This is a genomic window from Psychromonas sp., from assembly GCF_983033635.1.
Window position 1 is genome coordinate 1 of record NZ_CEZLMY010000019.1, and the last position, 12,753, is coordinate 12,753.

Consider the following 12,753-nt stretch of genomic DNA (forward strand, 5'->3'; position numbering starts at 1 on the left):
TTTAAGTTGGAGATGAAAATATGCTGCTCATGATCTGGCAAGTTTGAAAAATCGATACGATCGCGACTGACATCAATCTCTTCAGGACGCCAGAAGAAGCTTAGTTGTTTCTCAATCAGTTTTTCAAATACTTCAAAACGTTGTTGGTCATAACGGGCAACATTAACCGGATTACCAAAAAACATCGGTTCTTTAAGTGCATTATTGGCGATTTTTGAGAACGTTGTATAAGCCATTTTACCTCTCCATACTGAATTAGTTCCTCAATTATATTGAGGGTATAAAATATGATTAAACTGAAAGCCCACCTAATAATGGGCTAAATAACAAATTGTTAATCGTTACTTAAATTTTACATGCACCGCCGGCACAATCATCTTCGATGACTTTTTCATCGTCTGCACCGTCACGTGTATTATGGTAATAGAGTGTTTTCACACCCATTTTATAGGCAACCAGCAGATCTTTTAACAGATTGGTCATCGGCACTTTACCATCATCAAAACGTTTAGGATCATAGTTGGTATTGGCTGATATTGCCTGGTCGACAAATTTCTGCATGATACCGACTAGTTCTAAATATCCCTGGTTATTTGGAATATCCCATAACAGTTCGTAATTTTCTTTATACTTTTCAAACTCAGGCACAACTTGTTTTAAAATACCGTCTTTACTCGCTTTAACACTGATAAAACCGCGTGGTGGTTCAATTCCATTGGTTGCGTTAGAGATTTGACTTGATGTTTCTGACGGCATTAATGCTGAAAGTGTGGAGTTACGTAAACCATCTTTAACAATATCTGCGCGCAGCGTTTCCCAGTCTAAGTGGTACTGTTCATCACAGATATCATCTAATGCTTTTTTGTAGGTATCGAGCGGTAAAATACCCTGTGAGTAACGTGTCTCATTAAATTTAGGGCAGGCACCGCGCTCTTTAGCAAGCTTGTTTGACGCTTTTAACAGATAAAATTGAATCGCTTCAAATGTTTTGTGGGTTAAGTTATTGGCACTACCGTCTGAGTATTTAACGCCATTTTTAGCTAAGTAATAAGCGTAGTTGATAACCCCTATGCCGAGTGTGCGGCGCGCCATACTGCTGTTTTCAGCTGCTTTAATCGGGTAGTCCTGGTAATCTAATAAGTTATCTAATGCGCGAACCGCCAGCTCTGAAAGCTCTTCTAATTCATCAAGTGAATCAATGGCACCTAAGTTCAGCGCTGAAAGGGTACATAAAGCGATTTCACCCTCTTCGTCCATAATATGCTGCAGAGGTTTAGTCGGCAGGGCAATTTCTAAACATAAGTTACTTTGGCGAATCGGCGCAACTTTACTGTCAAATGGGCTGTGTGTATTGCAGTGGTCAACATTTTGAATATAGATACGTCCTGTACTGGCACGCTCCTGCATCAGTAATGAGAATAACTCAACAGCAGGAATTGAACTTTGACGGATACTCTTATCACCTTCATATAAGGTATATAAACGTTCAAATTCATCTTGATCTTCAAAGAACGCATCATATAAACCGGGTACATCAGATGGACTAAATAGGGTAATTGATTTTCGGTCAATCAGGCGTTGATAGAATAAACGACCTAACTGCACACCATAATCTAAATGGCGAACACGGTTTGAATCGATGCCACGGTTATTTTTGAGAACTAATAAAGATTCAACTTCAAGATGCCAAATCGGATAGAAAACCGTTGCCGCACCACCCCGAACACCACCTTGCGAACATGATTTCACAGCTGTTTGGAAGTATTTATAAAATGGAATACAACCGGTATGGAATGCTTCACCACCACGGATTGTGCTACCTAATGCACGAATTCGTCCTGCATTGATACCGATACCTGCACGTTGGGATACATATTTTACAATTGAGCTTGCTGTCGCATTGATTGAATCTAAGCTATCACCCGTTTCAATCAATACACATGAGCTAAATTGACGAGTAGGTGTACGAACGCCTGCCATAATAGGTGTTGGTAGTGATATTTTAAATTGAGAGGCTGCGTCATAAAAACGTTTAACGTAATCTAAACGTACCGATTTATCGTAATCTGAAAATAAGCAGGCAGACACTAACAGGTAAAGAAATTGTGCACTTTCGTAAATTTCACCTGTTACGCGGTTTTGAATCAGGTATTTACCTTCAAGCTGTTTAACTGCACCATATGAGAAGTTTAAATCACGATTATGAACGATGAATTTCTCCATCTCTTCGAATTCTTTCTTGCTGTAGTCTTCAAGCAGGTGTGCATCATACTTACCTTTTGAACACATTTTACTGACATGTTCAAAAACGCTTGGTGGTGTAAACCGTTGATACGCCTTTTTACGCAGATGAAATACAGCGAGGTGAGCCGCAAGATACTGGTAGTCGGGGGACTCTTCTGAAATGAGATCTGCAGCCGCTTTGATAATTGTCTCATGAATATCTTCGGTACGAATACCATCATAAAACTGAATATGTGAATTTAACTCAACCTGTGAGACCGAAACATTGCTCAGACCTTCCGCCGCCCAAGTGATAACACGGTGAATTTTTTCAAGATCGATACTTTCTCTCTTACCATTACGTTTGGTGACAAACAGGTTTTTATTCATTCGGGTTACCTTCTTTACTGCGACAACAATTTGCGTTAAATAGATTTATGCTTGCTTACTTGAAACACAACATATTGTGCTTGGTTAAGCGGTGAGGCACAAGATAAAGCTTTTTAAGTTTTTATCAAGTGAATATTTAACCTCTTAAAGTGGATAATTTTGTGGATAAAAAGCAGTATAAAAAAACAGGTTAGTATTAACTAACATCAACCTGTAAGTCAGCTCTGTTTTTTGTGAAATGCAATGGTTATTTGTAAAAATATTTAACAGGAAATAGGGAGTTGTTAAATAGATGAAACATTTACAGAATTTAGATTTAGCTCATGTTTTACCTGTTTATTGGTTAGCAATCTCTTTATTTACCCGATAACTGGCATTATTTATGCTGGTTAAGAGTTGTTAATAGTTATATCGGTGCTATCAAAACAGCCTGTTTATATTCATTATTAATTACGATTGCTTATAAACTAAGTGCTGATGATCACAAATAAAATGCAACAAGTTTGTTACAAATCGTTAACTTGAGCCGAGATTGATCTAAATCAATGTAGTTGGGTTATTTATCAGGTTTTATAGCAAAACAGACAAGTTAATGGGTTGTTAATGAAATTATTGACTAACATTAAATTAATATTAAAAAGTGCTTTAATAAAATGCACTTGAATTTCAATTAAAAAGGGGGGCTATTATGAAATTACTTATGGAACCTAAGTGTTATACCGATATTTGCCTGCATGGTAAGTGGTTTCATCATGATCACGGCGAGACCAGTGCTTATATGCTAGGTTCTCGAATGATATTTGATTTAGGTATGATGCCAACCACAGATGAAGAGCTTGAAGCATGTCTTGAACCAATTGCGATACGTCAGCTTTTTGCTTAATAGCTTTTTGGTTAATCTGAAGGCGATAAAAAAGCGCTAACCTTTGTTTAGTGCTTTTTTATATACGCAATAAATTGATCTTTTCTCTGTTAAAGTTTCTGGCAACGTAACATATAATTTACATTCACATTATTGGTGATTACAAACTCACCAGCCAAAACATTAAATTCTACGCCACACAGATCTTCACAGTTTAATGCGGTTTTATCGATTGCAGATAAAAGTTGTGACGGGCGAATAAATTTTTCATATTCATGTGTGCCTTTCGGTACCCACTTTAACAAGTGCTCAGCACCTAAAATCATCATTAAATAGGCTTTAAAGGTTTTATTAATTGTTGAAAAATAGACAAAACCACCTGGTTTGACCATATCAGAGCACGCTTGAATAATAGAGGCCGGATCTGGCACATGTTCCAACATCTCCATGCAAGTGACAAGATCAAACTGCCCCGCATGTTGCACAGCAAACTCTTCTGCTGTTATTTTTCGATAATCAACTTCGCTTTGTGTTTCTAAAGCATGTAAACGTGCAATTTGTAATGAAGCATGCGCCATATCGATGCCAATCACTTTTGCGCCTTGTTTGGCCATGCTTTCTGCGAGAATGCCGCCACCACAACCGACATCAACAACTGATTTTGCAAATAAACCGTCAACGCCTTGCTCTATATATGCTAAACGGGTTGGATTAAGCATATGTAACGGTTTGAAGTCTCCTTCGGGATCCCACCATTGTTCGGCCATTGCTGAGAATTTTTCAATCTCTTTGGGATCGACATTATGTGATGTTGTATTTGCAGGCATGCTATTTACCAAATTTTCTAAAGTGGGCGCATTATAACCTGATAATTTTAATAATAAATTCATTTTAGCAATTGCAGGAATAGTGCTCTTTTCATAATCTATTTATCTGCTGACGATACTCGCTTGAACTTTGTTAGATACAGGCATTTAAAAGCTGCTATTAGCTTCTTTTAACAACAGATTGACAGTTATCTCATATTCATACGAACATTTGCTGTGAATGCGTTTATTCGTCACTATTTTATGCTAGTATGCGCAACTCACTAAAATTCAGTCGATATTCTAATAAATTAAGGATTTAGGTCTCTATGAGCGAATTTGCCTCTGACGTTTCTCCAATCAACATTGAAGATGAATTAAAGAACTCTTATCTTGATTATGCAATGAGCGTAATTGTCGGGCGTGCATTGCCTGACGTGCGTGATGGTCTTAAACCGGTTCACCGCCGTGTCTTATTTGCAATGAGTGTATTGCGTAATGACTGGAACAAACCCTATAAAAAATCAGCACGTGTTGTTGGTGATGTAATTGGTAAATATCACCCGCATGGTGATACTGCGGTATACGATACCATTGTTCGTATGGCTCAGCCTTTCTCTTTACGCTATATGCTGGTTGACGGACAAGGTAACTTCGGTTCTGTCGATGGTGATAGTGCTGCGGCGATGCGTTATACGGAAATCCGTATGGACAAAATCGCGCATGAGATATTAGCCGATTTAGATAAAGAAACGGTCGATTTTGTGCCTAACTATGACGGTACAGAATTTATTCCTGAAGTAATGCCAACGAAAGTGCCTAACTTGCTAGTTAATGGTTCATCAGGTATCGCAGTCGGTATGGCAACCAATATTCCACCACATAATTTGGGTGAAGTGATCGATGGTTGTTTAGCATTAATTGAAAATCCCGAACTAACCATTAATGAACTGATTGAATACATTCCAGGACCCGATTTCCCGACAGCTGGTATTATTAATGGCCGTAAAGGCATTGTTGATGGCTACCATACGGGGCGCGGTAAAGTAAAAATTCGTGCTAAAGCGGATATTGAAGTTAATGATAAAACAGGTCGTGAAACCATTGTTGTTCATGAGCTGCCTTACCAGGTTAATAAAGCACGTCTAATCGAAAAAATTGCTGAGCTGGTAAAAGATAAAAAAATTGAGGGGATCAGTGCCCTGCGTGATGAGTCAGACAAAGACGGCATGCGCATGGTGGTTGAAGTGAAACGTGGTGAAGTGGGGGAGGTGATTTTAAATAACCTTTACGCACAAACACAGATGCAGGTTTCATTTGGTATTAATGCGGTGGCATTAGATCACGGTCAACCAAAACTGTTTAACCTCAAAGAGATGTTAGAAGCGTTTATCTTGCATCGTCGCGAAGTGGTGACACGCCGCACCGTATTTGAGCTGAAAAAAGCTCGCGATCGCGCCCATATCCTCGAAGGTTTAGCTATTTCACTGGCTAATATCGAACCTATCATTAAGCTTATTCGCCACTCGGCAACGCCAGCAGAAGCAAAAATCGCCCTGCAATCACAAGGTTGGGAACTCGGTAATGTAGCAGCGATGCTTGAAGCCTCTGGGGTTGATGCGGCTCGTCCTGATGGGTTGGCCATTGAGTTTGGCGTGCGTGATAACAGTTATTATATGACTGAAGTGCAAGCACAGGCGATTCTGGATCTGCGTTTACATAAATTAACCGGTCTTGAGCACGAGAAAATCTTAAGTGAATATAAAGAGCTGTTAGATATTATCGCGGCACTGTTGTTCATTTTAGAAAATCCAGCGCGTTTAATGGAAGTGATTCGTGAAGAGCTAGAAGAGATTCGTGCTAACTTTGGCGATCCTCGTCGTACCGAAATTACCGCGAGTGAAGCTGATCTTTGTATGGAAGATTTGATTAACGAAGAAGATGTGGTGGTGACGCTTTCTCATGAAGGTTACGTTAAATACCAACCGTTAACGGATTACGAAGCGCAGCGCCGTGGTGGTAAAGGTAAATCAGCAACTAAAATGAAAGATGAAGATTTCATCGAAAAACTCTTAGTTGCCAGTACCCACGATACGATTTTATGTTTCTCTACTCGCGGCCGTTTATATTGGTTGAAAGTATTCCAATTACCACTGGCTTCTCGTCAGGCTCGCGGTCGTCCAATCGTCAATATCTTGCCGCTGGAAGAGGGCGAACGTATCACTGCGATTCTACCTGTGCGTGAATATGAAGATGATAAGTTTGTGTTTATGGCAACCGCCAACGGTACAGTTAAGAAAACCGCATTAAGTGCTTACAGCCGTCCGCGTGCAAGTGGTTTGATTGCCATTAACTTAAATGAAGACAATGAGTTAATCGGTGCGCAAATAACTAATGGTGAAAATGAGATCATGATTTTCTCTGATGCAGGTAAAGTTGTGCGCTTTAAAGAAGCGGAAGAAACTACCGTAACTGATGAAGATGGTAATGTTGTTTTAGATGAAAATGGTAATCCTGAGATTAAATTCAAAGGTGTTCGTCCTATGGGACGTACAGCCACTGGTGTTCGTGGTATCAAACTCAAAGATGGCGAGAAAGTAGTCTCTTTGATTGTGCCAAACGAAACGGGGCATATCTTAACCGCTACTGAAAATGGTTACGGTAAACGTACTCCGCTTGCAGACTACTCGCCTAAGAGCCGTGCAACGCAAGGTGTTATCTCAATCAAAGTGAGTGAGCGTAACGGTAAAGTTGTTGGTGCCGTACAGGTTGATGATAATGATGAGATCATGCTTATATCTAATAAAGGTACATTAGTTCGTACACCTGTTGGTGGCGTGTCTGTGGTCGGACGTAATACTCAAGGTGTAACACTTATCAAAACACGCGAAGATGAACAGATTGTAGCTTTGCAGCGCATTGATGAAATCAAAGATCTGCCTGTTTATGAAGAGGAAGGCGAGGCTGTTGAAAATCAGACGGAACAAGCGGTTTCTGAAAATGAGACCGTAACTGACGAATCCTCAGAATCCCAAGAATAAACAATTCAGACATTAAAATAAGCGGCCTTGGCCGCTTATTTTATTTTAAGAGACAAGCAATATAATGACTAAAATATTTAATTTCTGTGCAGGTCCGGCAATGTTACCGGAAGCGGTTATGCAAAAAGCACAACAAGAATTTTGTAACTGGCAAGGCCTGGGTGTTTCAGTGATGGAAGTGAGTCACCGTAGCCCCGAATATATCGAAATGGCATTACAGGCAGAACAGGATTTACGTGATTTGATGGAAATTCCTGATAATTATAAAGTCTTATTTTGTCATGGTGGCGGTCGCGGTCAGTTTGCTGCTGTACCATTAAATCTTCTTGATGATAAATTAGACGCGGATTATCTATTAACGGGTCAATGGTCAAAAGCTGCGGTAGTTGAAGCTAAAAAACATGCTCGCATCGCTGAAACTAATATCATGACTGAAACTGCGGATGGAAAAGTGAATGTTCAAGCCTGTGCTGATTGGCAAATCAACGCTGGCGCAGCTTATGTGCATTACTGTCCAAATGAAACGATTGAAGGTATTGAAATCTTTGAAACACCGGAAACGGGTGTAGTGCCATTAGTTGCCGATTTCAGCTCTACAATTTTATCTCGCCCAATTGATGTTTCGAAATTTGGTATTATTTACGCAGGCGCGCAAAAGAATATCGGCCCATCCGGTTTAGCAATTGCGATTGTACGTGATGATCTGATTGGTAAAGCACGTAAAGTGATTCCATCAATTTTAGATTACAAAGTACAAGCAGATGCTGGCTCAATGTATAACACGCCGCCAACATATGCCTGGTACTTAGCTGGTTTAGTTTTTAAATGGCTTAAAGAGCAGGGCGGTTTAGTTGAAATTGAAAAGAAAAATATCGCTAAAGCGCAGCTGCTTTATGGTTTTATCGATAAATCTGACTTTTATGCTAACAACGTTGATAACTGCGTGCGCAGCCGTATGAATATTCCCTTTACACTTAGCGATGACAGTTTAAATGAGACGTTTTTAAGCGAGTCTAAAGAAGCCGGTCTATTGACTTTAAAAGGTCACAAGTTAGTCGGCGGTATGCGTGCAAGTATCTACAATGCAATGCCAATTGAAGGCGTGCAGGCATTAGTTGACTTTATGGCTGATTTTGAAAAAAAATACGCTTAATAAAAACTTAAATTTCAATTAATGGATTAGGAATAACAGATGAGTTGTGATTTTTTAAATATTGCCAATAGTGGTGTACAAAAACTACATCCCTATCAAGCTGGTAAACCAACTGACGAATTAGAGCGTGAGCTTGGTATTACCAATATTGTAAAACTAGCTTCTAATGAAAATCCGCTCGGTTTAAGTGATTCTGTAAAAGTCGCTTTGCAGAAAGAATTGAGCGAGTTAACACGTTATCCTGATGCCAATGGTTATTATCTAAAACAAGCGCTTGCTGAAAAATATGCCGTTGAGTTACAGCAGGTGACATTAGGTAATGGCTCTAACGATCTGCTCGAGCTAGTTGCGCGCGCATTTGTAAGCTGTGAAAATGAAGTTATATTTGCACAATATGCTTTTGTAGTTTACCCAATTGTTACTCAAGCAATTGGCGCAAAAGCGGTTGTTGTGCCAGCTAAAGATTACGGTCACGACTTGGATGCAATGGCCGATGCTATTACAAATAATACCAAGCTGATTTTTATTGCTAATCCAAATAATCCTACGGGGACATTTTTAGAACAAGATGAGATTAAATCTTTCCTAACTAAGGTTCCTGAAAATGTTTTAGTGGTATTAGATGAAGCATATTTTGAATACGCATCAGCGGATCGCCGTGGTAATGCCATTGAGTGGATTAAAGAGTTTCCTAACCTGATTATTTTACGCACTTTCTCAAAAGCGTATGGTTTAGCTGGATTGCGCGTAGGTTACTCTATTTCAAATCCGCAAATAGCTGATATTTTAAACCGGGTACGTCAACCATTTAACTGTAATGCGTTAGCGCTTAAGGCTGCGGAAACTATTCTGCAAGATGAAAAATACTTACAAGAAAGTATTAAATTAAATAATGCAGGGATGGCCGATTTAAGTACATTTTTCCGCGAGCATGAACTTGAGTATATCCCGTCAATGGGTAATTTTATTACCGTAAATGTTGCTACCTCCGGTGATAAGGTTTACCAGGAGTTATTAAAGGAAGGGGTGATTGTACGTCCTATCACAGGTTATGGTTTACCTAACCACCTTCGTATTAGTATTGGTACTCAAGCTGAAAACCAACGTTTTAAACAAGCACTGGTTAAAGTGCTTGAGCTGTAGTTATTAATAGAGATTATTAATTGAAAATTATTAATCTAGTTTTAAGTCAGAAAATAGAGAATATTATGGAACAATTATTATTAAAACCAATTGCTAAAGTTGATGGTGAAATCAATCTTCCTGGTTCAAAAAGCCTGTCTAATCGTGCGCTTCTATTAGCTGCATTAGCAAAAGGGACAACTACTTTAACTAACTTATTGGATAGTGACGATATTCGTCATATGCTAAACGCGCTTAAAAAACTAGGCGTTAATTACCAACTTTCTGATGATAAAAAACAATGTGTTGTTGAAGGTTTAGGCCGAGCATTCAATACGACAGAGCTTGGTCAACTAGAGCTGTTTTTAGGTAATGCAGGTACAGCGATGCGTCCACTTTGTGCGGCGCTTTGTTTAGGCCAGGGTGAATATGTATTAACTGGTGAGCCGCGTATGTTTGAGCGTCCAATCGGCAGTTTAGTCGATGCACTGCAACAAGCCGGTGCCGATGTTACTTATCTAAAAGATGAAAACTACCCGCCACTTAAAATTAAAGGTACAGGCCTAAAAGGTGGAAAAATCGAGATTGACGGTAGTGTCTCAAGTCAGTTTTTAACTGCATTTTTAATGTCTGCACCAATGGCAACAGAAGACACTACAATTGAAATTGTTGGCGAACTGGTTTCTAAACCGTATATCAAAATCACTCTGCAGATTATGCAGGACTTTGGCATTGAAGTTGATAATGAAAATGGTGAGTACCAACGTTTTGTTATTAAAGCGGGACAAACCTATACGGCTCCTGGTGATTACTTAGTGGAAGGTGATGCGTCATCAGCATCATACTTTTTAGCTGCAGCCGCAATCGGCGGCGGAAGTATTAAAGTGACTGGTATCGGTAAAAAATCGGTACAAGGTGATATTCAATTTGCTGATGCATTAGAGGCGATGGGCGCAAATATTGAATGGGGCGATGATTATATTAAAGCCAGCAAAGGAGAGCTTAAAGCCATCGATATGGATATGAACCATATTCCGGATGCGGCTATGACGATTGCTGTCGCAGCTCTGTTTGCTGAAGGTACCACGAAAATTCGCAACGTTTATAACTGGCGTGTTAAGGAAACAGATCGTTTATATGCAATGGCAACAGAGCTGCGTAAAGTAGGCGCAACGGTTGTTGAAGGTCATGACTTTATAGAAGTGACACCGCCGGCAAAACTTAACCATGCCGCTATTGATACCTATGATGATCACCGTATGGCGATGTGCTTTTCGTTAGTGGCTTTAAGTGATACGCCGGTTACTATCAACGATCCTAAGTGTACATCCAAAACATTCCCGGATTATTTTGAAAAGTTAGCTTCGGTTAGTTGCTAATCGATAGTAATAGCGAATAATAAAGCCTTGCATCGCAAGGCTTTATTATTTTTTCAGAAAGATAATTCCTGAACATTTTTTTCTACCGTAAGAAAGAAACCTTCTAGGGAGGAAAGCAGGCCACTTTCTGAAAAGGTGGATCTTTAACTAAAGTTTGTTTATTTCAGAGTCTCTTTTGCCACCGTCGCCATGTGTTATTTTTTGTATATCCGTTCATTGAAATTCCAGCTAAAAAATTCCAGAGCAGCGCTAGACTTATAGTAAATGTATTAATGATGTGATCTTATATTGCATAAAATAAATTGATACTAACAAGGTATGGGTTTTAGCGGGGAAGTAGTCGCTTTAGCTTACCAGAGATGCTAAGAAATAATGCCAGAAATAAAACTCATAATGACCTTCATTTTAACCTGTTAGATTGATTGCTTATTTTATGTGTTTGCTACTATTGATAAGAGATTTAATTGGGAGGAATACAATGAGCTATAAGCATATATTAGTCGTTGTTGATTTATCTAAATCCAGTGAAGTAGTGATCAGTAAAGCGGTTTCATTAGCTAGAGGTGCTCAATCGAAACTTTCATTTATTTATGTTGATGCTAGTTATGTAAGTACCATAGGGCTAGTTAAAACAGCAGTTGATAAGGTCGAAGCTGAAGAAAAAGGTATATTGCAAAAAGAGTTGCAAGCATTAGCTGTTCAGGTTGATTATCCGATCACCAACACTTTGGTTGTAATGGGAAATTTGAACGATACACTAAAAACAACAGTTAAAGAAATGGATGTTGATCTATTAGTTTGCGGGCATCATCATGATTTCTGGAGTCGTCTATTATCTTCAGTGCTAACTATACCCAAACTACCTGAAGATGCAGATTCAGAGGAACGCGCGGATGCCAGAACAAGGCACAACATGAAGATAATGGTTATTCCCTTTTCAAATGTTGTAACGCAGAGCTGGCTTTCGAGCGTTCCTCCCACAGGGCAAGGCGGGAGGAAACTCTCTTCGGCGTTATGAAGTATTGATTTAGAACGACTAGATCTTCAACTTCATGCCTTGAATAGGGCCACCTCCCGACTTGCTGATTCCTGCATCTTCAGGTAGCTTGGGTATAAGCATTGCGAATGGGGCAAACTATGTGTGTGCTATATAGTGACGGTACTGGCCCTGTTCGGATCGTCCTATTTAATCGCCATGCGGCTCTGTGCGTGAACACTGATGAGCGGAAAAAGGTGCCTGAAACTCACTTCTAGCGAATAAAATCCCCTACAAAAATGAAATGCCTACAAACCGGACATATATGGACGCCCCATTTTTAAATATCTCCCCCGACTTTTGTCGAGCATCGACGCCACTTGAAAGTTGATGTTTTATTGCGCAAATGCCGTCAAAGTTCACGGCAATACCATGCTAAAATTAATATAAGGTTGCATATAGGCTGTGATGAAAACCTATTCCCAGCATGAGTGACACCGTCTGAACATGTTTGAGGTCTATTTGGTAATTATTCGTAATAATATAAATGTTTAAAGCAACTTTTTTTGATAAAACAGGGAAATATTTTGAAGATACAGTATAAGACAGCTTCCATGATAACTTTGTCCGGCGTTGTTATCGTACTCCTGCTTTCGATAGGTTATGACCAGTACAGTCATAGGATAGTTAACGATAAAGAGATGGACAATATTACTAATATTTCTGAAGAGGTTGCCTCTCATTTAGAATCTCATCTTAGAGAAAAATCAGCAATCGCTATTACTCTCTCCTCTGCCCCGC

9 protein-coding genes and 1 pseudogene are annotated in these 12,753 nt (G+C 39.4%); 7 read left to right on the forward strand and 3 right to left on the reverse strand.

Annotation, left to right across the window (positions count from 1 at the left end):
* Both AC4GME_RS04325 and nrdA read right to left on the reverse strand, forming a co-directional pair.
* Window positions 1-236: pseudogene (locus AC4GME_RS04325) on the reverse strand (class Ia ribonucleoside-diphosphate reductase subunit beta); the annotation flags it as partial.
* A gap of 109 nt (window positions 237-345) precedes the next feature.
* Window positions 346-2,613 (reverse strand): class 1a ribonucleoside-diphosphate reductase subunit alpha, encoded by a 2,268-nt coding sequence (nrdA, locus tag AC4GME_RS04330; protein WP_490377859.1) that lies wholly within the window; start codon window positions 2,611-2,613, stop codon window positions 346-348.
* A gap of 688 nt (window positions 2,614-3,301) precedes the next feature.
* Here nrdA and AC4GME_RS04335 point away from each other — a divergent pair.
* Window positions 3,302-3,496, forward strand: a complete 195-nt coding sequence (locus tag AC4GME_RS04335) for a hypothetical protein (protein ID WP_490377858.1) — start codon at window positions 3,302-3,304, stop codon at window positions 3,494-3,496.
* 89 nt (window positions 3,497-3,585) lie between these two features.
* On the opposite strand, the gene ubiG is transcribed toward AC4GME_RS04335, so the two are convergent.
* Window positions 3,586-4,302: a bifunctional 2-polyprenyl-6-hydroxyphenol methylase/3-demethylubiquinol 3-O-methyltransferase UbiG gene (gene ubiG / locus AC4GME_RS04340; RefSeq protein WP_490377862.1), complete on the reverse strand. Its 717-nt coding sequence runs from the start codon at window positions 4,300-4,302 to the stop codon at window positions 3,586-3,588.
* 308 nt (window positions 4,303-4,610) lie between these two features.
* Here ubiG and gyrA point away from each other — a divergent pair, with 308 nt between their 5' ends.
* From gyrA to AC4GME_RS04370, 6 genes are all read left to right on the forward strand, one after another.
* A complete protein-coding gene (gyrA, locus tag AC4GME_RS04345; protein WP_490379052.1) occupies window positions 4,611-7,322 on the forward strand; it encodes a DNA topoisomerase (ATP-hydrolyzing) subunit A in 2,712 nt (903 codons plus the stop codon).
* 64 nt (window positions 7,323-7,386) lie between these two features.
* Window positions 7,387-8,475, forward strand: a complete 1,089-nt coding sequence (gene serC / locus AC4GME_RS04350) for a 3-phosphoserine/phosphohydroxythreonine transaminase (protein ID WP_490376534.1) — start codon at window positions 7,387-7,389, stop codon at window positions 8,473-8,475.
* A 39-nt stretch (window positions 8,476-8,514) separates the two neighbouring features.
* Window positions 8,515-9,618, forward strand: coding sequence for a histidinol-phosphate transaminase (hisC, locus tag AC4GME_RS04355; RefSeq protein WP_490376522.1), 1,104 nt, complete (start codon window positions 8,515-8,517; stop codon window positions 9,616-9,618).
* A gap of 65 nt (window positions 9,619-9,683) precedes the next feature.
* Window positions 9,684-10,976 carry a 3-phosphoshikimate 1-carboxyvinyltransferase gene (aroA, locus tag AC4GME_RS04360; protein ID WP_490376523.1) on the forward strand — a complete coding sequence of 431 codons (1,293 nt, stop codon included), beginning with the start codon at window positions 9,684-9,686 and terminating at the stop codon, window positions 10,974-10,976.
* 478 nt (window positions 10,977-11,454) lie between these two features.
* Window positions 11,455-11,994, forward strand: a complete 540-nt coding sequence (locus AC4GME_RS04365; RefSeq protein WP_490376524.1) for a universal stress protein — start codon at window positions 11,455-11,457, stop codon at window positions 11,992-11,994.
* A 572-nt stretch (window positions 11,995-12,566) separates the two neighbouring features.
* A partial coding sequence (locus tag AC4GME_RS04370) for a hypothetical protein (protein ID WP_490379053.1) occupies window positions 12,567-12,753 on the forward strand: 187 nt, incomplete at its 3' end.

Bases quoted from the DNA above. Each gene is read 5' to 3' on its own strand.
- nrdA (WP_490377859.1), bottom strand. From the start codon at position 2,613: ATGAATAAAAACCTGTTTGTCACCAAACGTAATGGTAAGAGAGAAAGT.
- AC4GME_RS04335 (WP_490377858.1), top strand. From the start codon at position 3,302: ATGAAATTACTTATGGAACCTAAGTGTTATACCGATATTTGCCTGCAT.
- ubiG (WP_490377862.1), bottom strand. From the start codon at position 4,302: ATGCCTGCAAATACAACATCACATAATGTCGATCCCAAAGAGATTGAA.
- gyrA (WP_490379052.1), top strand. From the start codon at position 4,611: ATGAGCGAATTTGCCTCTGACGTTTCTCCAATCAACATTGAAGATGAA.
- serC (WP_490376534.1), top strand. From the start codon at position 7,387: ATGACTAAAATATTTAATTTCTGTGCAGGTCCGGCAATGTTACCGGAA.
- hisC (WP_490376522.1), top strand. From the start codon at position 8,515: ATGAGTTGTGATTTTTTAAATATTGCCAATAGTGGTGTACAAAAACTA.
- aroA (WP_490376523.1), top strand. From the start codon at position 9,684: ATGGAACAATTATTATTAAAACCAATTGCTAAAGTTGATGGTGAAATC.
- AC4GME_RS04365 (WP_490376524.1), top strand. From the start codon at position 11,455: ATGAGCTATAAGCATATATTAGTCGTTGTTGATTTATCTAAATCCAGT.